At 50.3% G+C, this 21,738-nt stretch carries 24 protein-coding genes; 4 read left to right on the top strand and 20 right to left on the bottom strand.

Annotated elements, in window-relative coordinates; genetic code table 11:
* Window positions 1–55: 55 nt before the first annotated feature.
* Genes ACQ4N7_RS23225 through ACQ4N7_RS23235 form a run of 3 tightly spaced genes read right to left on the bottom strand, consistent with a single transcriptional unit; the run spans window position 56 to window position 1,426 of the window.
* Entirely contained in the window at window positions 56–376 is a 321-nt protein-coding gene (locus ACQ4N7_RS23225; RefSeq protein ID WP_430713821.1) for a hypothetical protein, read from the bottom strand.
* Window positions 369–1,082: a hypothetical protein gene (locus tag ACQ4N7_RS23230; protein ID WP_430713822.1), complete on the bottom strand. Its 714-nt coding sequence runs from the start codon at window positions 1,080–1,082 to the stop codon at window positions 369–371. The genes ACQ4N7_RS23225 and ACQ4N7_RS23230 overlap by 8 nt, the downstream gene beginning before the upstream one ends.
* Window positions 1,079–1,426 carry an HNH endonuclease gene (locus ACQ4N7_RS23235; RefSeq protein WP_430713823.1) on the bottom strand — a complete coding sequence of 116 codons (348 nt, stop codon included), beginning with the start codon at window positions 1,424–1,426 and terminating at the stop codon, window positions 1,079–1,081. Before ACQ4N7_RS23235 ends, ACQ4N7_RS23230 begins: the two co-directional genes overlap by 4 nt.
* Before the next feature lie 2,013 nt (window positions 1,427–3,439).
* On the opposite strand from ACQ4N7_RS23235, the gene ACQ4N7_RS23240 reads away from it, so the two are divergent.
* Window positions 3,440–3,679 carry a helix-turn-helix domain-containing protein gene (locus tag ACQ4N7_RS23240; protein WP_430713824.1) on the top strand — a complete coding sequence of 80 codons (240 nt, stop codon included), beginning with the start codon at window positions 3,440–3,442 and terminating at the stop codon, window positions 3,677–3,679.
* Window positions 3,680–3,683: 4 nt separating this feature from the next.
* Here the strand turns inward: ACQ4N7_RS23240 and ACQ4N7_RS23245 are convergent, their stop codons facing one another.
* The 11 genes from ACQ4N7_RS23245 to ACQ4N7_RS23295 all read right to left on the bottom strand — a co-directional run bounded on the left by ACQ4N7_RS23245 (window position 3,684) and on the right by ACQ4N7_RS23295 (window position 12,171).
* Window positions 3,684–3,971: a hypothetical protein gene (locus ACQ4N7_RS23245; RefSeq protein WP_430713825.1), complete on the bottom strand. Its 288-nt coding sequence runs from the start codon at window positions 3,969–3,971 to the stop codon at window positions 3,684–3,686.
* 43 nt (window positions 3,972–4,014) lie between these two features.
* Window positions 4,015–5,484 (bottom strand): UvrD-helicase domain-containing protein, encoded by a 1,470-nt coding sequence (locus ACQ4N7_RS23250; protein ID WP_430713826.1) that lies wholly within the window; start codon window positions 5,482–5,484, stop codon window positions 4,015–4,017.
* A gap of 32 nt (window positions 5,485–5,516) precedes the next feature.
* Window positions 5,517–5,699, bottom strand: coding sequence for a hypothetical protein (locus ACQ4N7_RS23255; RefSeq protein ID WP_430713827.1), 183 nt, complete (start codon window positions 5,697–5,699; stop codon window positions 5,517–5,519).
* Window positions 5,696–5,932 (bottom strand): hypothetical protein, encoded by a 237-nt coding sequence (locus ACQ4N7_RS23260; RefSeq protein ID WP_430713828.1) that lies wholly within the window; start codon window positions 5,930–5,932, stop codon window positions 5,696–5,698. Before ACQ4N7_RS23260 ends, ACQ4N7_RS23255 begins: the two co-directional genes overlap by 4 nt.
* A 57-nt stretch (window positions 5,933–5,989) precedes the next feature.
* A complete protein-coding gene (locus ACQ4N7_RS23265; RefSeq protein WP_430713829.1) occupies window positions 5,990–6,886 on the bottom strand; it encodes an ATP-binding protein in 897 nt (298 codons plus the stop codon).
* A gap of 36 nt (window positions 6,887–6,922) precedes the next feature.
* Window positions 6,923–7,198: a hypothetical protein gene (locus ACQ4N7_RS23270; protein WP_430713830.1), complete on the bottom strand. Its 276-nt coding sequence runs from the start codon at window positions 7,196–7,198 to the stop codon at window positions 6,923–6,925.
* Window positions 7,199–7,284: 86 nt separating this feature from the next.
* Entirely contained in the window at window positions 7,285–8,214 is a 930-nt protein-coding gene (locus ACQ4N7_RS23275; protein WP_430713831.1) for a DUF932 domain-containing protein, read from the bottom strand.
* Between the two features lie 134 nt (window positions 8,215–8,348).
* On the bottom strand, window positions 8,349–8,822 hold the full coding sequence (locus tag ACQ4N7_RS23280) for a hypothetical protein (RefSeq protein WP_430713832.1): 474 nt from the start codon (window positions 8,820–8,822) through the stop codon (window positions 8,349–8,351).
* Between the two features lie 348 nt (window positions 8,823–9,170).
* On the bottom strand, window positions 9,171–9,335 hold the full coding sequence (locus ACQ4N7_RS23285; protein ID WP_430713833.1) for a hypothetical protein: 165 nt from the start codon (window positions 9,333–9,335) through the stop codon (window positions 9,171–9,173).
* Window positions 9,336–10,630: 1,295 nt separating this feature from the next.
* Window positions 10,631–11,020, bottom strand: coding sequence for an AbrB family transcriptional regulator (locus ACQ4N7_RS23290; protein WP_430713834.1), 390 nt, complete (start codon window positions 11,018–11,020; stop codon window positions 10,631–10,633).
* A 395-nt stretch (window positions 11,021–11,415) separates the two neighbouring features.
* A complete protein-coding gene (locus tag ACQ4N7_RS23295; RefSeq protein WP_430713835.1) occupies window positions 11,416–12,171 on the bottom strand; it encodes a DNA alkylation repair protein in 756 nt (251 codons plus the stop codon).
* Window positions 12,172–12,214: 43 nt separating this feature from the next.
* On the opposite strand from ACQ4N7_RS23295, the gene ACQ4N7_RS23300 reads away from it, so the two are divergent.
* Both ACQ4N7_RS23300 and ACQ4N7_RS23305 read left to right on the top strand, forming a co-directional pair.
* Window positions 12,215–13,009 carry an SDR family oxidoreductase gene (locus ACQ4N7_RS23300; protein WP_430713836.1) on the top strand — a complete coding sequence of 265 codons (795 nt, stop codon included), beginning with the start codon at window positions 12,215–12,217 and terminating at the stop codon, window positions 13,007–13,009.
* Window positions 13,010–13,764: 755 nt separating this feature from the next.
* Window positions 13,765–15,237 (top strand): hypothetical protein, encoded by a 1,473-nt coding sequence (locus ACQ4N7_RS23305; RefSeq protein ID WP_430713837.1) that lies wholly within the window; start codon window positions 13,765–13,767, stop codon window positions 15,235–15,237.
* A gap of 101 nt (window positions 15,238–15,338) precedes the next feature.
* Here ACQ4N7_RS23305 and ACQ4N7_RS23310 read toward each other — a convergent pair whose 3' ends face one another.
* From ACQ4N7_RS23310 to ACQ4N7_RS23330, 5 genes are all read right to left on the bottom strand, one after another.
* Entirely contained in the window at window positions 15,339–16,421 is a 1,083-nt protein-coding gene (locus tag ACQ4N7_RS23310) for a hypothetical protein (protein WP_430713838.1), read from the bottom strand.
* A 342-nt stretch (window positions 16,422–16,763) separates the two neighbouring features.
* Window positions 16,764–17,060 (bottom strand): hypothetical protein, encoded by a 297-nt coding sequence (locus tag ACQ4N7_RS23315; RefSeq protein ID WP_430713839.1) that lies wholly within the window; start codon window positions 17,058–17,060, stop codon window positions 16,764–16,766.
* A gap of 511 nt (window positions 17,061–17,571) precedes the next feature.
* On the bottom strand, window positions 17,572–18,330 hold the full coding sequence (locus ACQ4N7_RS23320) for a DUF4760 domain-containing protein (protein ID WP_430713840.1): 759 nt from the start codon (window positions 18,328–18,330) through the stop codon (window positions 17,572–17,574).
* Window positions 18,331–18,772: 442 nt separating this feature from the next.
* Window positions 18,773–19,144: a hypothetical protein gene (locus tag ACQ4N7_RS23325; protein ID WP_430713841.1), complete on the bottom strand. Its 372-nt coding sequence runs from the start codon at window positions 19,142–19,144 to the stop codon at window positions 18,773–18,775.
* A gap of 281 nt (window positions 19,145–19,425) precedes the next feature.
* Window positions 19,426–19,755 carry a hypothetical protein gene (locus tag ACQ4N7_RS23330; RefSeq protein ID WP_430713842.1) on the bottom strand — a complete coding sequence of 110 codons (330 nt, stop codon included), beginning with the start codon at window positions 19,753–19,755 and terminating at the stop codon, window positions 19,426–19,428.
* 368 nt (window positions 19,756–20,123) lie between these two features.
* On the opposite strand from ACQ4N7_RS23330, the gene ACQ4N7_RS23335 reads away from it, so the two are divergent.
* Window positions 20,124–21,128 carry a type IV pilin-like G/H family protein gene (locus tag ACQ4N7_RS23335; protein ID WP_430713843.1) on the top strand — a complete coding sequence of 335 codons (1,005 nt, stop codon included), beginning with the start codon at window positions 20,124–20,126 and terminating at the stop codon, window positions 21,126–21,128.
* A 65-nt stretch (window positions 21,129–21,193) separates the two neighbouring features.
* Here the strand turns inward: ACQ4N7_RS23335 and ACQ4N7_RS23340 are convergent, their stop codons facing one another.
* Entirely contained in the window at window positions 21,194–21,736 is a 543-nt protein-coding gene (locus ACQ4N7_RS23340; RefSeq protein WP_430713844.1) for a hypothetical protein, read from the bottom strand.
* Window positions 21,737–21,738 lie beyond the last annotated feature (2 nt).

Genomic DNA, 21,738 nt, shown 5'->3' on the forward strand with positions numbered 1-21,738 from the left:
CACTTGATATCTCTTGATTAAGAGGTAAATTTTTGGCGATGATGAGCAGCAAAATTCACTGCTGACTTGAGGGATAACCCGCAGGAAAAGAAATGAGAAAGAGCATTTTTTTCGTTAGAAAAATCAACTCTTGAAACCCTGCCTCGTCGGGAATGTTAAAGAACAAGCATTCCACACTGAGATCCAGCAGGGGCGGATGGTAGAGAGCGTAGACCCCATCCTCATCCCGCTGGTACAGCTCCAGGCAGACATGGCCTAGAGAAATGCGATCGCAAATAAGGTAGCCCTGCTCAGCCATCCAATCTAGCCAATTCCCCTCCCCTCTCTGGGCCAGGTCGAGCCTCTCCTCGGTCTGAACATTGATGGCCTTAATCATGGCTCCGAGAGGGCTGCTTCACCCCCAGAAACGCCAAAATCTCGCTAGTAGGTTCACGCTGCTGGATCATCTCGTGTACCCGGTAGACCTTCCCTACTGGCACGTAGCGCTTCCGGCAGGTGTCCTTGTCAAACCAGCCGTAGTAGTAGGAAACGCTGGGGGTTTTCCGCTTCTTGTTGCCCTGGCGTTCCTCCAACCAGCCAGAAGCATGGCCCTTGGGACTGTACCGCCGCTGCTGCGATCGCCTGAGATTAGGCAGCTTCTCCAGGCACTCAATGGGAAAAGGTAACTCGACCGCCCTGCCGCCGCCCTGGCCCCGCAGTTTGACCCAGACTCGGGTACGGCTAAGCTTGTGGACAGTGCCCTTCCTCCCAATCCACACCTTTGACTGATTGGGTTGCACAGCCAAAACTTTTACCTCATCGCCAATGCTGAAGGTTTGTTCTGGGGATAATGGGCGCTGGCCATAGTCGGGCGATTGCTCGGTAACGATCAGGATTTGGGGGGAATTCCCTAGTGCATAAAATCCTGGGCTGAGCTGTTCTGGGGATGATGCTGTCTCGCGCCACTGGCAGACTGGGCATGAACCTGAAAGCCCTTTCGCTGACCGCTGCTGGCTACAGATAGCGCAGGCCGCAGGATTGCTCACCAGGTAGGGCAGCACTTCGGGCAGTAGGGTGAGTTGATGGCCAATAAGCGGGTTCATAGCGTTACCTCCAGGATGTTAGGGATGTTGAGTTGTCCAAACCATTCGCGCAGTAAGGCCCGCTGCCGCGCGCGAAACTGACGGTCATAGCGCAGGTGACAGACCGTACAGAGAGCCTTTAAGTTGTCCCCAGAACAGTTAGTCGGGATTTGATCCAGATGGGCGACAGTCAGCAGGTACTGCCGGGGTTTGGCTTTCCCAATCCGCGATCGCAGCTGCTCCAAAGATTCATCGGGGCGCTGGCACTGGCGGCCGCATTCCTGACAGCACCAGTTAGCCTGTTCCTTCACTCCCAACGCGATCGCCCCCCAGTTAGCGGGGTAGCGGGCTTTAATCATCGGCATGGCCTTTCTCCTGTGGCCCATCGGGGCCGATAGCGAGATTCCAGTCGGGGTTGTCGTCGATGGTCTTGCGGATCCCGTTTCGACAGATTGGGTTTGCCCAGAGCTGCTGGTAGCGCCTGAGACGTTCTGCTGGGGTCACTTCCTCTGGAGGGGGGGGTGGGGGTGGGCCAGTGCAAGTTGTGGGGCTTCTCTGAGGCGCAGCAAGCCAGGTCTGATACTCGGCGTACAGTTGTGCGCCATGCTTCTCAATCCAGCCCCTTGCAGCGCTTCTTGGTGAGGCTGGTTTAGTGGGGAGTCGCGGAACCTTTTGGGTCAGCACCCAATCAAAAAATGGGTCGTCGGCCTCGGCGGAATTGTCAGTCCCGTCCGGGATCTCTGGTTCCACAGGTGAATCTGTTAGAACACTAGGCTGAGCACAGGGATCCTGCGGTGGTGGTTCGGCCTGGTCAGCTTCGCTCTTGCCTGTGGAAAACTCGCCGCTTTCTCTCTCTCTTTCTTGATCGGATCTGAGAAAGATCTGAGAAAGATCTGTAGGGTCTGGAAACCCTTGCCCAGAGCCAGTTTCGAGAGACAAGTGTGATCCGTGTGACACACCCTGTGTCAGGCGTGACACACCCTGTGACTCTGGTGACACAGGTGAGTCAATTTGACTCACCCCCCGAATGCGGATGTCGATGGTGCCTGAAATGTTCTCTTCGAGCTTTCCAATCAGGATCAGTTCAGCCTTAGCTCGGTAGAACGTGCGGCGATTAAGTTTCCACTCGCGACAGAACTTAGACACATTTTCAATGCGATACCACCATCCCTCCCGGCGTAGGGCCAGGATTAGGTGGTAGAGGTATCCCGCTGGCGTGTAGAAGTGGTTTCGCCAGTTTTCTAGGACTTCTTCAGGGGTCAAGCGCAGATGAGGCTGTCCCCTACCTTCCGCAGGTCGCTGAGAGTCTGTCATGATAGGAACTACGAATTTGTGAGAAGCCCCAGCACTGGATGGACAGGCTGGGGCTTTTTTTGGGCGATCTAGTCGTCCAGACAAAGCCCGCAGACTTGGCAGTGGCTAGCTGCAAAGCCTATGGGACTTAAGCATTTGGGGCAGGCAGGGACGACTTCGTCTTCAGTCCACCAGCGATCGCCTGTCGTCGTGAGTTGGTAGAGCCATTGGTTAGCTAGGGAATCTTGGCGAATGCCTTGAACCAATCCACTTATGGCCTGGGTAGGGAGGTAAAGGGCGTCCTTGAAGTCATATCGGTGGTTTTGAAACGACATGGGAACACGAACTTGAAATAGATGCACTCGAAGAAGATGCAGTTGCATCTGATGACATTTGCGAAATTTGCTCCTGAACCAGTCGCTCAAACCGGGTCAAGCAGGGGCAAGCTTCGCAGTGGTGACGAGTTCCAGGGCGCTGACAACCACACTCAGGCGACCATTCCTTGAGCACCTGGGTAGCAGCAGCCTCGTAGCGCAAAGCAGTTTGTTTGAGTAGCTTTGAGAGCGTCAAGCCGACTCCTGTTTGGGTTGGAGATAGGCTTGCAATCTCAAGGCTTTCCTCTGGGCAGTCTTGGCTAGGAGGTAGTCCTCCCGTCTTAAATCGAACCCCCTCAACACTTCCTCCCGGTCTACGCTCAGAGCCTCAGCTATGGCTTTAAGGCTGGCCTCAGACATGCGCCGGGTTGCACTCCAAGCGGAGAAACAGTTGGGCTGGATATTTGTCAGGGTAGAAAGCTGAGCCGGGCGGAGGTAGCGAATATCCTCAGCTGTCAGCACTAGGTCACGGGGCAACTCCATAGTGGGTTCTTAGAACGCAGCGAATTATATAAATCTATAATAAATTATCTAATTCGACAATAAATTATCCGATCCGATGGTTCGGCTGGCCGATGATGCAGCTGATTTTTCTTTTCACAAAGTAAAATTATCTACTGTTCTGTGGATGAAACTGGCCGATGGCATGCAATCATTTGACCTAGGCAAGAGTGTGTGATCGTGAAAATTTCTGACGCTTTTAGGGAAACTGTGTCTAAGTTTCGTCTGAGGGGTTCAGAGTTGGCCCAGCAGAGTGGTTTGACCACCGCACAAATCAGTAACTTCCGTAATGGTCAGCAAAATATTCGGATTGATTCCCTAGAAAAGCTGCTTGAGGCCATGCCCCGAGAAGCCCGCTTGTACATGCTGTCGCTCATTGCCGAGAATGGTGAGGGGGTAGAGCATTTGTCCCCAAAGCCCGATCAGGCAGACTCTACAGAAGATTCGTGATCGTTTAGAACTGAGTCACCGTTACCTCAGTACAGACCAACTGGAACTGACAACCTACTGCATCAGCCAGCAGCATAGCTGTGTCTAGCCGACAGCTACCTGTCTCAAAAGCTCTTAGAATTTGGGTTCGGCGATTGACATAACTGGCTTTTTTAGCGTCTACGCCCTGCTGCTGCTCAATCTCCACATAGGCTTTGATAATTTCTTTTGACCAGTTTTCCTCCCCCCAGGTCTGGATCGCTCTGGCTTTGATGGCATTCAGTACCGCCGCAGAGGAATTGGGTTCAGCCATAGGGTTGGTTGCTTTAGCTTGGGACGCAGCTAATCTTAGCCAACTAATCATCCTCATCACCGTAGGCAAAGGTCAAGCATTCTGTAGCACGGGTCAACCATACGTACTTCAGGTTCATCTCCTGCTCCTTCTCCCAGGGCTTCTTAGCATTAGGGTGGGGCAGTAGGTGGGGATGTAGCAGTACGACTCGTCTTGCTTCCAGTCCCTTGGCCTTGTGGATACTGGAGAGCCATACCTTTGCTCGCTGGTCACTGAACAGGTCGTTGATCGCCCGCACTAGCTCAGCCATGTTCCGAGGCACAGTAGCGGCCTTAATGGCCAGGATGGTTTCTACCCGGTCTTTGAAGTTGGCCATCACCATTTCAACCTCGTCCCTGTCCTGCCCCTGGCGGAGCTGGCGCTGTTCGTCGAGGTACTTGCGGAGGTATGTTTCTAATCGGCTGAACTGAAAGCCGGGAGCTTCTTCAATCTGGTGCAGGATAGTGATTAAGTTCTTGCCGATGTCCGTTCCTCGGATCCGGGCCGGAATACCGGCGCGAATCAGCTCAAAGCACACCGTCACCAGGGGCGCATTGGTTCGGCAGAGGATCAGGTCGCCGTCGCCCACGTTCTTAACGATGTCTGTGTCGTCAATCTCTCTCACAACCCCCAGGGGCGCACCAGGGCGAGGCTCGATACCGGGATAGACGGCATTGGCCAACTCAATGTGAGAGGTGGGGCAGCGGTAGCAGATCGACAGGGGTAATACTGTGGCTTGGGTGCGATCCGTTATGTTGGCAATGCTCTGAGTGTCGGCCCCAGTAAATCCATAGATAGCCTGCCGCCGATCTCCAACGAACAGCATTCGCCCACCCTTAGCGCGAGCCTTCAGCACTAGCTCTAGCTGGGCCTGGTTCAAGTCTTGAGCCTCGTCCACAAACACCCAATCGGCTTTCCTCGGCTCCAGCCCTAGGGCGTGAGGCAACCAAACCATGTCGTTGTAGTCGATCACCTGGCGAACCAGGTTGGTGCCGTCTTGCAGGATGGGGGCGATCGCTTTCCAGGTAAAGTCCCAATCTTTGCGGTCGAGGTCGAAGCGGTCAGCGAGGGCTTTCAGGGCAGGTTCATCCTCGGGGTTGGTCAGCGTTAACTGGGTGAGGCGCAGCAGGCCCCGGATGCGATCGCTGGTGTTCCGTAGCGCTTCCATTTCAGTCACATTCTGGTCGATGACATACTGGCGAATCAGTTTGTTGTACTTTTTGTCGTCCAGCTCTGGACGGCCCAGGCGGCTGAGGGCCGATAGGCCAAGGGAATGAATGGTCTGGGCTCTCATCCCCTGCAAGCGGGTCTTCAGCTCGTTAGCGATATGTTTGTTGAAGGCGCAGAACAGAGCATTGCGCGAGGTCAAGCGCTTTGAGGCTTCTACACAGGTGGTGGTTTTGCCGCTGCCGGGGACGGCATCGACTACGGCATCACCCGCGCCGCTGGTAACGAAGTCAAAAATATCGGTCTGGTACTGTGAGGGCTGAAACATGATGTTGACTGTAGCGCAGGGTGGGCAACGAATTAAGCGGCAATCTGGTCTGTCCAGTGGACTGTCGCGTGAGGCTGTTGGACAGTGATGCGGGCGGCGGCGATCGCTGCCTTTGGGTGGCCCAACAGAGCCAGGATGTCTTCAATGTCCTCTGAGGTGATCGGGGTTTGGCGGAGGTGGTCGCTTTCCTCGATCTGAAGGGTGATGTAGGTCATGGGGTGTTCTGGGGATAGGGTTTGCAGATAGGGCAGAGGTGTTGCTGTGGGCCAAAGGTGGATTCAAATCTTCGAGCGATCGCCTGGGCTTGGTCGGCGGGGCAGGTAATAACGTCAACCCCGAAGGCTTCTGCGGCCCACTGCTCGAATAAATCCCAAGCTTCGTTTCGGATGCTGCCCGTGTCTCCACAGGCAGGACAGATCGGCCCCCCTTCGTTGGGTGGTGTAGTCATGGTTTGTTCTGGGGTAAGAGTTAATGAGGTGCCCTAGCGAGGGCCAGGGCGTTAGGGTTAGGCAGGCTTGGCAGCGCCGACAGCTTCAATCAGGGCGATCAGGCGATCGCAGTCTTCAGAGCTAAGCTGTGCCGGGGAGGTGCGGTCAAACTCGTGGTCCATCAATGTCCTCACCTCTTCTGCACTCATGCCCACAGCCTCACGGGCTGCTCTAATCCGCTGCCCTTTCTCCAAGGCTGTTTCGGGTGCGGGGGCTCCATCAGTTAGCCAATCGAGCATGATTACCGCTAATTCTTGGCCTGGGTTTAAGTGAGTGGTGTTGCTCAACTGAGGGCAACGGCTCTTTGAGATTGTCAGCAGGTGGTTGAGGTCAATTTCTCCAGCCAGGTCAAATTCGTACTCGATGCCGCTAGCCTGAATTGGAGAGGTGCCAACTTTTTTAGGGGCAACACAGGTCTTACCCGCTTTATTGACGTACTCTTCCAGTACCCATTCAGTCTTGGTTCGCATCGTAGCGATGATATGGGCAGGGCTGGCCAGCATCGCATCGATCAGGGCACGCTCCAGGGGACGAACATTCTTCCAACCATCAAAGCTTTTGCCCGCTAGTTCTAGCTCTGCAAACCAAGCATGACTTAGGCTATCGATCACAATCACTTCATAGGCAGCTTGCCCTGCGGCTTTAATGGCTTCCATGTATTTGCCGGGGTGAAAGTCTTCCAGGTTGCACACGTCGAAATCAAAGCGGTCGGCGTACTTGCTAGCGCTGCCACGTTCAGTGTCAATCAAGGCAACTGTCTTGCCCAGATGGCGGGCGATCTCTAGAGCGCTGTAGGTTTTGCCTGAACCACTAGGGCCGCAAAGGGCTAAGCGTAGACGGGCTTGGTTTTTGGTTGCTTTTTGAAACATGGTGAAGTCCTTGAGTGTTCTGGGGTTGCCTGTGTGGTCGGTCACGGGTGGGCAGATAGGCTCTGCCCAGGCCAGGGATGTTTAATACTCGTCGCAACTACAGGGGTTAGGGTCGTCATAGTTTCCCGTCAGATAGGCTTGGCTGGGGAGGCTCCACAGCACTTTTGAGCCATCAGGGGTTACTCGCTCATGGATGGCGGCTAGTTCTGTCAGGACTGCCTTCGTGCCCCACCGCTTGACCATTGCTTCGAGGTCGAGAGCATCTAAGCCCCATTCCTCGGCCCTTTGGTCTTCGGCTGTCTCGCGCTGGGCCTGGTCTTCTAAATAGGCAGCTTCAAACGGTTCGCGTACAATCATGGATAGATTCCTATTTGTTCTGGGGATTCACCCCCTGCTCAACCTTGGTCGGAGAGGCAGGGGGGCAAACGTTTTCTAATCAGGCGTTAGCACAGGTAGCAGCTCACAACCTGACGCTCAAACCGCTGCATCTGCTTAGCCCGGTTGCCGCTGAGAATGGATTGAAATTGCTGGGCTACAGTGCCGCGCTTAACGGCGTGGTGGTTGTAATACTCGGTCACGCTATGCAGCAGACCATAGGCGGTGTTGTAGGCTGACAGCTCGCTTGAGCCCTTGCCCATACCGTTGAAAAGCTTCAGGCAGGTTTGGACGATCTTGGGCTGTTCCTCAACCGGCTGGCCAGGTTCACCAAAGGCAGCAATCAACTGCATGGTTGCCTCGGCTTTGTCTATGCCTACGCCTGCAAGTTGGGTGGTTGTTTGTTGTTCTAGCTCAACCGTTGCGATCGCAGACTGCAAAATTGTCTCGATGCGTTCGCTGTTGAACTCTCCAACATGGGCAATTACTTTTAAGCGGTCTTTCACCGATTTGCCGTACCGATCCCGTGTTTTGGCTTTTCCTTCTATCAGGTCTGTTACGTCTTGAGCGCTCCGAACCGGGCGGCGCATTCCATTGGTGCAAACTAGGCGGTTGAGATAAAGCCAAACCTGTAACCCATGTCCGTTGGCATGGGAGTCTTCAAGCATTAGATAGGCTTCTGTTAAGTCGTTGGTTGATTGTGCTGGGGCAATCTCTTGAGGCAGTCTGGCGGCTGCATAGATAACTTTGCCCTGATCTAAGCTGCCTATATGGGTCATAGGCAAGTTGGCATCATCACAGAAGCGGTTAAAAGTTTCTACAATCTCGGCATTCTGCCAAGGTTTACGCTTGGTGTAGATATCAAAAAATACGTTGTTGTCACTACGGTAAGCGGCAGACACAGGAGCTTTATGTTCCTTCTCAGGCCCATAGAAAACTGATGACAGCTTTACTTCCCAGTCAAGACAGGCTGCTTTAAGTTGGTCTTCAACGGTCATTCCGGGTTGAATTACGATCGCAGTACCACGGTGCCAAGTAGTCATGGTTTTTCCTTTTGTTCTGGGGTAAATAAGCCCGTGTGGTCGGTCACGGGGGCGGCTTTTTGGGACAATCCACCACAGGTCACGAAAACTTAGGCAGCGTAGGCTGCGGGTGCTTCGGCGGCTTTCGGAAATGGGATTACTTTTTGAGCCTGGATGTATTCGTTTAAAGAACCAAAGCCCAGGTGGTTGAGAACTGCATAGCCGTGTTTGCAGCAGCCCCGGTTAAAAAACTCAAGCTGGTTGTTTAAGTCGTCGCAAGTGCAGAACACTCCATCAACTCGCTTCTCAACCACATAGGCCGTGTCTTTTTGCAAGTTGCGGACGGTGTAGTGATTAGCAATGTCTAAGCGCTCAGTGACTTTTAAGCCCTTGCTTTGGGCCTTGCGCCAGTCGGCAAAGTGCTGCTTAAAAGCGGCCTTACTAATGAAGGTGGGGCGCTTGCCCTTAACCCAAACCCAGATCACGCGGTTGAAATCTCTGATCTCGACCGGAGCGGACGATTTAAGCCCCAGAATGCGACGGGCAGCAGCGGCGGAATAGACAATGTTAAAGGCGTTGACCACGAAACCAACCCTGAACGCTTACTAGCTAATTTTAGCTTATTAACTAGCTAAAATTAGCTAGTTAAGCAAAAATAATGCAAGCGTACTAGTTAAATAAGCTGGGCTGTACTATGGCGGGGGCAAAGTGGAACCAACCACCACCTAGAGATTGCAACCCCCAGCCGCTAGGGGCAGAGGTGCCAGCAGGCAGGAACACCAAACAGGGCAAGCCGCAACCAATGGCAAAGGCTAGCGATGCCCAAGTGCCCGAACCCGTGCCGCAAAAGCAGCGGGAGGAGCGATTGGAGGGCTGCAAGCCAGCAGGGCAGGGGCCAGCAGGGAAAGCCACCCACAGGCCACCAACAGCAGCTACAGCTCGAACACAAGCCACAGAGCGAGCGGCAAAGGCACCCCGGCCACGGCCAAAAGCAGCAGCTTGGAAAACTTGAGCTGCTGGAAAACGCTGGCGAGCAGCGTGGTCAATGCCACGGGCACACCCCACCACTGCCCCAGCCCCAGGCGAAACACGGTCACAAAGCCAGCTAAGGGCCGCTAGAGAGGCAGCAGACGGCGCACGGGAACCAGAGAACCCGACACAGGAAAACCCAGCAACAATGGCAGCAACAGACATAGAAAACCTGAAAACCTATCCTATATTTTAGCTAAAAATAGCTAGTACGCTAGCTATTTTTAGCTTATAATAAGAACAGGCAAGGGGGCGAAGCCAGCGCGAAGGCCACCACGCAAGGGAAACCGCTAGGCGGGGAACTGGAAACCCGGCAGGGAAGGGTAGACCCAAAGTAGGCGCAGACGGCCAGCCAGCCACCACCCAGGCGGAAACCGACCGGAGTAAATGCGAGAGCTACCCAGGGGCGCAAGGGCAGCAGCAGCAGAGCAACGGCAGCAGACGCAAGCCTGAGAGGAACGGCAACCCACCCACCCCAAAGGCCACAGGGTGGGGCCACCCTAGGGCAGAGACACAGACTCTATAAGGCACTCTGCCCAGCCGCTACCGACCGGAACCACTGCGAGGGGCAACCCTGCCGGGAGGATGGTTAGGGGAGAGCAAACAGCGAGAAACCCCCACCGGGGCCGTGCGGGGCCAGCCACGCGGACACCTGGACTCTCGGTAGCGTGGCCCCGTTGTCAAGGGCGGAACGAAGTGGAGAGCGCAGCGGCCCTTGATCAATGGGGCTACCGTGATAGCCTTTCTTGGCGGTGGCCTGGACTGCACGGCCTGACTTACCTGTATGGAACGTCTTGCCTTTCAAGGGCGCGGCTGACGGCTCTGAGGAAGCGGCGCGGTTCCCCTGGACCAGCGGTGGCCAGCAAGTATGATTGCAACGAGAATCGCTGGGGCCGCGGCTGGGCCAGTGCGAGCGCCTGTTGTACAGGACTGTCTTACGAGATAAAGCTACCTCTACCGCCATGCTGGCGATCGCCTGAGAAATTGCTCAAAATAACCCCCTGGTTGTAGTGAGCCAGGGGGTTAACCATCAGGGTGCATCTTTCTTGAGAATGCCCATACCCCTCACCTGTTGCCCATAGCTAGGTCATTCAGCGTAGTCATCTAGATGCGTAGTTAAGGCAGGCTTTCTATGCCAGTGGTACTGGCTGGCAGAATGCGATCGCAATGGTCAATTCGGGCTTCGCCTATCGCTCAATCACCAGCCAAAATAAAACCCCTGGCGTTAGGCCAGGGGTCAATTAAGGTGCATCTATTCATACCTAAATTGAGTGTGCCCATGTGAGATGAAGATAGACGTTTACTCAGCTAAAATGCTGAAACTTCACCTCTCACCCAACAGGCGATCGCATCACTGGCCCGATTAGGCTGCGTCCTCATTACCGTCCTCGTCTAGCTTGACCAAGTGAATGTGCTTATAGCCAAGCTTAATTTTGAATTCATCGCCAGTCTTGAGGCCCATCTCTTGGGTATAAGCCGCACCAATCACAATCTGGCCATTCTTATGGACTGTGAGAGTATAAGACGCTTCCCGGCCTCGACTATCCGCATTCTTCTCAGGCTCAAGCTGAATGCCCTTGGCCGACAGCAACGCATCATAAAATTCGGCCAAGGCTACACGGGTCTGCCCTTCTTTGCTGACGGTGTAGTAACCGCATTCCTTAGCGAGTTCACGCTTTGTTAGGCCATCATTCTCTTTGACCTTGGCCAGAAGAGCCTTGCCAGTAAGAGCTTCCTTATTTTTTACTGCCATAATTTGGAACGTCCACAGAAAATAGGGTAAAGCGCTAAACGAATCACAGAAAGTTGTCCTGGGTCGTTTAGAACTTCTTTCCTACTTTAGCTAAAAACTCAAAAAAAGAGATAGAAAATCTTGCTCAAATGCTTACTTCATAGAATTATGTCTCACTCATTCAAACTTACCGTTCCATGAAGAGCGCCTCTGATAAGATTTACGCAGTTCGGTCTACCAACCCAACCACTCAGCGAGTCGTTATAGGGCAAGCATGGTTTACTCTGGAAGTTGCGACTGCAATCGTTGAAACGGCCAACGGCACAGAAGATACCTGGTTCTATGAACTAGTGGTTCGTGATGAGACAGGGCAATATAAACCGAGGTTAAGCTAGCCCAGCGTTAGCTTGACTCCTTTAGCCTGATGATAGTTTTCCCTTGGCTTTCAACCACTTCAATGCTTCTCGCTTGCTAAGGGCGGCTAAGGCTGTTCTGGAGACAAAGGATTGAACTGCTTCAGGAGCAGTTTTAGAGTATTCCCGTAATGCCCACCCAATAGCTTTTTGGATAAAGAACTCTTGGGATTCCTGGTTCTCCTCTACCAGAGCAAACAGTAGCCTCTCATCGGTATCTGTTTTATAGCCAAGCTGAAACAGTAACGTAGTTCGGCGTAGCCAAAAGTCTTCCTGATGACGCCACTGGTTAATCACAGCCTCTCGACTAGAGGGATGCTGCTTCAAGAGGCTTCCAACGTTGTGACTAGCGATGGAGTCCACCATATCCCACCAGGACTTGGTCGTAATCAGGTACTCCAGCAATGGTAGATAGTCGGGAGTCAAGCGCTTTTGAAACTTACCCAGAAAGGCGAGGGCCACATACTGATACTCTCGCTCAGGCATAAGCCAGAGTTCTCGAACTATGCTCTCTAACTGGGATAGGTCAGGCAAACCATGCTCAGTGACAAACTGTTTAAAGAGAGCTTTTTGAACAGGAGATTTGATACCCAGGAACTCGAACTGATTCCTCATATACTGCTTCATTGGCGTGGCTTGAGCGGGGTCTGCCTGTTGCGCGTAGAAGGTTTCGAGAGTTTGAAGATAGGGGAACATGGCCAACTGATTAGCACTGGGTACAGAATATGCGATCGCCCTCCCTGTAATTTCCCGATCCACCTTCTAAGCTGATCAAGTGCTCAATCTAATTGACGTTAATCCCATGAAACATATAGATCGGAAGCCCGTTGCTCTAGTCACGGGAGGGGCACAGGGCATCGGCCTTGGCATTACTGAGCATCTGCTAACCCAGAACTGGCGGGTTGCCATAGCCGATATCAATCAAGCTGGTGGCGACGCTGCCCAGGAGAGATTGGCTAAATTCCGGGATGCACTAATCTTTGTTCGCTGCGATGTTGCCCAGGAAAGCGACGTAGAGCGCTACGTGCAGACCACCATTGACCAGTTCGGGCAGATCAACGGCCTGGTCAATAATGCTGGTATTGCCCATCCCTACAGCGGCCCCGTCGAGGAACTATCCCTCGCTGACTGGAACCGCTGGATTGGCACCAACCTAACGGGATGCTTCCTGATGGCCAAGCACGCGGTGCCTCATCTGCGCTCTAGCAGGGGCGCGATTCGCGAAGCGATCCCTACGGGAATCGTCAACATCTCCTCTGTCCGAGCCTTTCAGTCTGAGCCACACTCAGAAGCCTATGGAGCCTCTAAAGAGGGTATGGTGGGCCTTACCCATGCCCTGGCCATAAGCTTAGGCCCATCCATCCGCGTCAACTGCATTAGCCCCGGCTGGATTGACACAAGCGCCTATAAACATCCTCCCCGAGAGGCTAACTCAAACCCCATTGACCACCAACAGCATCCTGTAGGGCGGCTCGGCACTGTTCAGGACATTGCAGAGATGGCCTACTTCCTGCTCTCTGAACAGTCTGGTTTTATTACTGGGCAAAACTTTCTTGTGGATGGCGGCATGAGTCGCCGGTTGATGTACGAAAGGTAGGAGCAACGCAAAAAAGGGGCATAAGCCCCCATGAAACTACTACTTGAGACGAACTGGAGAAGCCAACAACACCTGGTACTCTGCCCTGAGTGGCTGCCCTAAAGCCAGATGGTCTGCTATCTCAAACGCCATGAGACAAGCATGTAACGGGCCAAACAGAGCAACATTGTCGTTGTAAGCCACTTGCTGAACAAAGTCGTAGTAAGACTGGTACATGCTGGAGAAACCCCACGCAACAACGGGGCTAGGAGCGGGGGAGGGCAAGGCCGAAGCAGCCCCAAGAAAAAACGCGAAGCTCATTATTCCATCGGGCTGCTGTAGTGTATTTCAGCCTTGCGCCCCCCGCTACACTAGAGCCCCCTGCGTGCGGTCTTCGATAAGACAGGCTTAAACATGCCCAGAGAAGCCATGACCTCAAATCTTTAGGGTATGATGAGCAGCCCAACCCCATCAGCTAAACAGGCCCCGTAGCGAGAAACGGAATCGTTAAAGCTGGCTTTAACGCGATCGCCATCATCTTCTGTAGCTACTGCCGCAACAATCCTCTTGCTTTAAGCATTTCAGCACTCGTGAAATTAGAGAATAGATTCGCAAATCTTAAACTTCCCTCTCTGGATTTAGTCTCAAATATTAGGACTCTTTGTATGACGGTGCTATATTATTTTCATCTTTTAGTCTCTAGTATCCTCAATATCGATAGTAGGGCCGATCTTCCAAAATCTCTGTCCATCGATCCACTGCTTTAGCATCTACCAATGAAAAATATTCACGCTCTCGCCTCTGTAATCTTAGAGGATATATCTCTTACATCTCAGTTTAGTGTGGATAGTCAACACTCTATTCTTGAGCCCAAAACCGCTTCCACTGAAGAAAGAGAATCTTTGGAAAGTCAACTTTTTGTCACTCCTTTATCTGAAGTGTTGGTGCCTCTGTTGCAGAATAGTGAGCTTGAAGCGCAGACATTGGCAAGGTCCTTTAATGGGCCACTTGTACTTGCCCCGGCAAATCTAGCTACAGGAATAGTAGTTGATCCTCAAGGGAATATTATTGTTCAAACTGGATTCAACACTACAAAATTCAATTCTAGAGGGCAAGTTATCCAGCAAGTTTCTTCCCAGGCAGGATTGTTTTCAGCCGAAAGACGGTTTGCAATAGACTATCAAACAGGAACGACTGTCTCTTTAACCAGAAATGGAGTGTTGACTTTAGTAAACCCAAGTACACTTCAGGAACAGGTGATTGTTGACCTGAAGAATATTTCGATAGATACGACAAGGGTATATGACTTTGCTACTGGAATAGTCGCTAACCGTTTCGGTTCGATCATTCCTTTTCAAACAAATTTTGGCGATATTGCTATCCGAAGTGAGCGTGGAACTGTAGACATCTATATAACAGGAATCTCTATTGCTTTCCCCTTCATAATGCGAATGAGATTTTCTCAGGGTGGAGGGTTTAATGCAGAAGTGATCGCTATGTCCTTGGCATCTGGTGCTCCAACCGACAACAATCCACCTAGTATTGCCGTTAACCAACAAGGACTGGTATTAACGACATTGCCAACGGGCAATACATCAGGAACATTTAATGTACCAGTTTTCTTCTCAACCGATTTTTCTCAAGGTCGTGGAACCATACCTCCTACACAATTAGGTAATGGATTATTCCTTTCTAGCCAAGGTATGACCACAGATGCATTAGGGAATTTTTACGTTGCGTCAAATGCTATTGGTTTGACGGGCCAAGGATTTTCTGGAGCAGGAGCAATTTTAGTATTAGATCCTCTGTTAAATGAATTTCAAATTTTCCAAGGATCACCTAACTTTCCACTGAATGGCTTAGAAGACATCGCAACTAACGCTTCTGGCACAACAATTTATGCAACTCAAGATCTGTCACCTTTTACAGCAGGTAATGAAAGAGTCATTGCCCTCTCATCTTCTAATCCTAGTGCTTTAGGAACAGAACTAATTGGAAATAACTCTGAGACTGATTCTCTCATCGGCATGAGCCTTGATGAACCCTTGATTGAAAGTGTTCTGAACCATCAAAAAAATGATTTGACACCAATTCCTATAATTTATCAGTCACTTCAAGAAAACTTTTATTCGCAATCTACTAATGACGGTAGTTTGCCTTCTGATTCTAATCAAGAGCCTTTGTTTTTTTATGAAAATTTATCACAAGCAACGATTTCAACTGAAGCTCCTCAGGCAAATTATCTTTGACTGAGCTTAACCTGCTGTACCTACTGGGCTCCCGCAAGCAGCACAGTACTCAACTGCCTCAATTAATCCGCCTGCTTCTGATTCTATATTCATTTCAAGAATCACCTTCTTATCAATCTTTTCAGAACAGTCTCATCAAAGAAATAGGCAAGATGAGATTCCCCACTAAATTGCTTTGCTAACGAAACTCGAAACGGGATTTTAGAAGATGAGATGTTCGCATAATCCTTATCACTTGGAATAGGTGCTCTAGAACACAGCCAATCCTGATCAGAGTAGTAGTCGTCCCACCTTTCGATGTCTGGATTATTGCAGCATTGATATATCTCGTCAGTAAGCCAAGTAGACATAGCAGAAATACTTTCTAGTGCTCCTCCCCAAGTAATGAAGCGAATTTTAGCTTCTTTTCTTGGGTGGTAGTCTGCCATAAAGTCAGTCGCGATCAAGGTTCCCAAGCTATGGGAAAGAATTGTTATTTTGCTATAGGCTTCTTCTCGGACAACATCATTAACGGTTGTTTTTAGGCGATATCTTACTTTTTCCCTTAGTCCACCCATCTCTTTGTCAATATCGTCTTGGGCATACCTCACAACAAAATCTGCCATATCCACGCCGAGGTTCAGGGTGATCGGCAGGAAACTCAGGACTGCACTCAACCCCAACCATACAGACCATCCACCTAAATTCTTTCCGAAAAGTCCTAAAGCTTCTGCAGCTTGATCTGGGATCTGAAATCCAAAAACATTTGGATCTGTTCCTACAGCGGTTAGCGCCATAACTATAATGCTATAGTACCAGGCTGCTAAAAGAAATAAAATTACTCCTATTTGGGTAAAAAATATTCGTGAAATTTTTGCCACTTTCCAGCCATTTACAAACCAGAAATATATTAGGTAAAGACCTCTGAGAAACTGAGTCTTTATATCCTTATTGCTTAATCCGTTTATTAAGTCTGCCCAGTACACTTCATATACATCGATAATTCTTGGTTTTTCAGATCCAATATCCAAAACAAATCGGCGTCCACTTTGCCCAGATATTTTAACTTCTTCAGGCTCTAAAATGATTTCTTCGTCCTCAATGCGAGTTGTTAAACCCACAGCCAAGAATCGCTCAAGATAATAGTTTCTTTCTGGGCAAACGAAACCAGGGATAAAAATAACAGCTTCTTTTTCTTCTAACATTAGGTATATCCATTTTGTTTTCTCCTATTATGGCTCAAAGTCAATGTACAGGCTTTCATGTTAAAGGCTTTTAATAATTCAACCTCTTATCGTTCGCCAGTGGTTGTGATTCGAATCTCTTTCAAATACCCACTCGATTTGTGATTATGCTCCTCGATTTGCTGAGATCTCACTTCCTCTTAGATGCGGAAAAGCCTTAATCATATATTTCTTCACCTATAGCTTTCCCCCCTGGCATCATAAGAATTTCTGAAAACACTGGTTTAGAAACATCCTCATGAAAATTACATCCTCTATTTCTGAGTCAAACGCAAAAAAAGGGAGCCAAAGCCCCCCAGAAAACTAACCCCGCAGCCGCACCCGTGACCCGCGAGAAGCTGGCCCCAAAGACACCTGGCCACTAGGAACGGTGCAAGGAATGGAGGCTGCAAATGACCCAGGACCAGAAGACACAGAGCGAACCAGGATGGAGTAGCCCACAACCGCCGCCCACTTGGCCGCGAACTCAGACGGCAACTCAGCGAACCACACCTCAGCCACGAAGCCAGTAAACGACCTGTCGGACTCCCGCCAGTAGCACTCGACCGCACCAAACTCAGCCGCCAAAGCCTGAACGAACGCGTAAGAAACTGGAAGCATGACAAAGTAACAACGCAACGCGCTTCCTGAACGCCTGCGGTTCCCCCTCTAGTGGCGGTCAAACTAGGCGCAAGGGCAAGGCAGGCCCAAGAAAAAAAGCGAAGCACCACTAGAACGGCCTGGTGCAGCTTGGGAACCCCTTGTGCCGGGTTAGAGGCGTAAAATAGCGTCCCCTGCGTTGGTCGCTTATCGAGTATTTTGACTACATCAATAGTGATATTGAGTCAAGAGTGAGTCGTCCTCAGCACTTTTAATTACGGGCCTGTCCTATCAAACAGATCCATCAGAAGTACTTTACTAAGACTAAGGTGGCCCAACAGATACAGTGGCTTCTGAGAGAGTAGAGTGTTTGCCAAACAAGACCTATAAGCCTCTGCTAGAACCTTACACCAACGTTAACCAGTATAGATTCTAGTGCCTTGAGAAGTACTGCAAATGTAACACTCCTCCTATGTCGTGAGTAAGATGCAGGATAGGGATTATTCGTCCTGCTAACAGCTATCTTGAATATTTAATGTGAGGACTTATCTATTTCCGCTAAGACTTTATATTCTTCATCATCTAGGATACTGTCTCTTATACAAATGGAAGGAATTCGGGGTGGATATTCCTCTTTTTCCCAAGTCTGCGCCATATAAACAAAGTTGCAGAACACAAATGGACTTCCTGTGCAGCGCTGCCTATATTCAATATATTTTCTTAGTAGCTCGTAATACTGAATAACTATTCGGTAAAATAGATCCTTTAAATAATGTTCATCAGCTACTTTAAATCTAATGTCTTGACCCATTTGCTCAAAAAAGCCCATGATCTTGTTGACGACAAATTCTGCATGCTTGTCTTCAAGTATTCGCGCTACTATTCTGGATTGAGCTTTAGAAAGCTTATTTAGGGATGCTAAGTCTCCATGTTTTAACTCTAAGACTTTATTAATTGGCTGACATGCAAATTCTTTCTCATTATCCAATGCGTCATCGCAAATTATCTCAAATTCTTCTCGAACCAACTTCCGAATCTCTTTGATTGAATCAACTAAATCATTTCCATACCAAGCCTCGGCGTAACCTGATGCCTTTGCTAATAAGCGCTCATGATACTGGCCATGAATACCATTAGCTGTCCACAAAAGCGCACCTGCAGCAGCAATAGTGGCAGCAGTACTTATCAAATTATCTCGCTGCCCATCACTTAAGCCTGGGTATTCTAACGCTATCAAAATTGATAAGATAATGAATCCTGATAGCAAGAAGCTAGGTATATTTTTATCCAAATGAAGCTTTCTACTGGCATACCTACAGAACTTCGCTACTCTATTTTTTGGGGTAGGTCTTTCGGGCGGGAAAGAATGTTTGTGCTTTAATGAACTGTGTTTCATTTTTCATTCAAATCCATGGCCGCTGAATAATCGCGCCACGAATTAGCCTCGCTAGAGACACGCAGGGTTTGCAGATCTTAAACGGGAGCTGTACTAGCCAGTTTGCTCAGTTTAAATTTTATTCGTCATAAACATCTTGGGATTGAAATGTAGACAAAAATTAATTCAACTTGCACAATTTATGTCTGATATGTTACGCAAGCTCAGTCTTCAATATGTAGTGAGGCATTACCGTCCTCTAGCCTCAAGGTTTCTATGGCTGTCCACACATCTCACCACTCCGATTGCATGACAGACAATAGCGTCCTCTGCGTTGGTCGCCTGTCGAGGGTTTTGCCTACACCGAATCGTCCACCCAACCACAATGCCCACAGTCCCAATGGATCTGCCCATCAGGAGATCGCGCTACTGGCATGTCACAGTTAGGGCACCGCCCGGTGAATTGGGGGTGGGTGTCCAGCAGTTCCAGACGCTGCTCCAACGTCAGCCGCTGCACGGGGTCCAAAATCAGTTCACCGTTGTAGTAACTGGCTCCCTCTGGTTGCCACTGCTCCCCGTACCAGGCCATTGCCTCATCGTCGGGAATCTTCAGGTCTAGCTCAAAATCAGGGCAGTCTTCCCCCTCAACCCCCGTTAGATGCTCAGCACAAACCAGGTGAGGGCTATGGGCACAGTACTTACAGAGACTGCAGCATTCCAGCTTGGCCATCAGTATCCGCACTTCTCAGCGCCAAAGGACCTAGTGATCGTACCGTCTGGTTCCAGCGTCGCGCACCAAACACCACCAGCCCGCCAGAGTTGGTAACGGTAGCTGCCCTCAGCAGCCAGGAAGGTTCCAACCATGATGAGGACGGCTCCAACAGCGATCGCCCCCAATACCCGCCTGGGCCGAACTGTAGTTGGTGTAATCGGTTGGTCATTCTTCATGCTGCACCCCAGAACATTGCTCCTAGAGTGCCCACGCTTACCCTTGGTTCTTGATCGAACTCGTCAACTCACCTGCCGCTTGTTGTTGGCGTAGGCATTGTAGTCTTCGTGGGAAAGCACCATTAGGGGAGTGATGCGGCCTCTCTCTTCCCGGCAAAGCATCCGGTAGCGAAGGCCCACGGGAATGCGGATCACCTCTCGGTCAAAGACCATTCGTTTGCCATGCAGTTTGGTGAAATGTCGCCCCTTCTCCAGCTCGACCACGATGTGCCGCGACTTGATCACCACATGCTCTGGTAGCCCTCTGAGGTTAACTACATCGTGCTCAAAGCTAGCCACCCACTCATCCTTCTTCTGCCGTTGTTCTGCGGCCTTCTGGGCTTTCCTCGCCACTTCCTGGGCCTCCTGCCGACAGCGGACGCACTCTTTACCGTGGCTTCTATGCCCACAGGGAAAGATCTTCTTATGCTTTCGTTTTGACAAAACCCTAATGCCCCCAGGCTTCGATGTGACAATTAACACTCAGTATTGCCTCTACCTAAGCTTCTGTCGTGAGGTTTCCTGTACCTAACAAGGTCGGTTTCTTGTTCGGTTGAACAAGCTTTGGTCTAGATCGTTAGATGTTTCCGGACGTTTTCGGCAACAGTTGGAAGAGAAAGCAACTCAATGCTATTCCCCAAATCCCAAAGGGCATTCTTTAGGGAACGGTTTGAGCTAAGCCAAACATCAAGTTCTCTCTAAACACTACGAAAAGGTTATACATGGTTGCTGCGAATCCAATGGAGCTAGCTAAACAGGGCGATGCGGATGCGATCGCAGCCCTCATGAATAAAGCATTGAAGTCTAGAGGCATTACAGTAAGTGGAAAAGCAACCAAAGGCTGCCTGACAATTGTTGCAGAATCCAAAGAGGCTCCAGATCAAACTTTTTTAACTGACTATCTTAGTAAAGGTGTCAAATCGATAAATCCTGTATCTCTTGAGCGAATGGTAGTCCAAGGGAAAGAGATTGGGCAGTCAAAAATTGTCTGGCGGGAAAACGTCAACCTTAAAATCTCAGAGCCCGAGAAAAAAGGAAAGATCGCCGAGGCAAAGAATAAGCTTGGTGTCTTTAGAAGTGTGTTAGATATTGCTAATACTGCCCTTTTAGGTGGAATTCTTCTCACGCTGATTGGTAGTCAGCTTAGATCTACCCCCACTCAAACTCCGTTCTGGGAATATACCATTGAGGGAGTCAGCGATGAATCTTTCACGGAAACCATGCTAGAAATGGGTGCGAAAGGATGGGATCTGGCTTCTGCTCGCAGAGCAGTGAATGGAGAAGGCTCTTATAGTGAAGGACTATATGAAGTTATCTTTAAGCGTCCAATTTCCGAATCTGAAGCTAAAAGCAATCTAAAGAACATAGAAATCATTGGCAGGGAGAATGGAATTGAGTCATTCCTGTCATTGACTAACAATGAACAGGAATTGAATTATATACAAAATGACGTTCTATCTCGTGATTTTAATGGCACCGAAGCATTCTTGCAAGATGACTCGGACAACTATGCTGTTGAAATAGCACAGTCATTACCAGAGCTATTCGTTGTTAATGCAACTGCGAAGAGTAATAATCTTAGAAGCTTTGTCAGTGCAGTAGCGGTCGTTGATAACTCTACCGAGACAATCATTTGCAAGGCCGACGAGCCTGGAAAAACTCTGCCTGATCCTCCTCAGGTTGTAGATGGTTCCTTGGAGTGTGCTGTTGGCTCATTTGAGCCCTAATCAATCTATAAATTGTCTTTTTTGAGAGATAGGGCTTGAACCACAAGTAAATCTGTCCGCCGTAGCTAGGCCGCTTCCTGTGCCGAATGGTTAGGCATAGCGATCGCATCCACTGACCAAGCCACTACCACCCGGCTATAGTCCCCAGGCGATCGCTCCCCCACCAACTCAAAATGCTGCGACCGCTCAATAACCATTCCCTCTACTGGAGCGATCCAGTCTTCTCGCTCGACTAACTCCCACTGGGGCTCTCCATACTCATTAGCAATCAACTCCCCGCTAGCAGCGGCATGAACCACCATCAAAGGGCCGCTACCATCGTGCCAGGGCTCACGGCTGGGCACAGAGCCATCTATTGTAGCGATCGCCAGGTGGAAGCCTTCTAGGGCTGTCTCGGCTTGCTCCACAGGTTGATAGGTCTGCACCCGCGCGATCGCCCACTGCTGGCCATAGGCTTCAAAGTGCTGTCCTACTATCGGGGCATCTTCAGCAAAAGCCAGGGCATAATCCTCTATGCTGCCCTCTGGCACATAGCCCTCTGGAGCATCCCACCCACTAGGGACATAGCCAGGGGGATAGCTCATCACGGTCTTGATTAAGTGCTTCATGG

The organism is Nodosilinea sp. AN01ver1 (assembly GCF_050565655.1).
In the GTDB taxonomy this organism is placed as follows: Bacteria; Cyanobacteriota; Cyanobacteriia; order Phormidesmidales; family Phormidesmidaceae; genus Nodosilinea.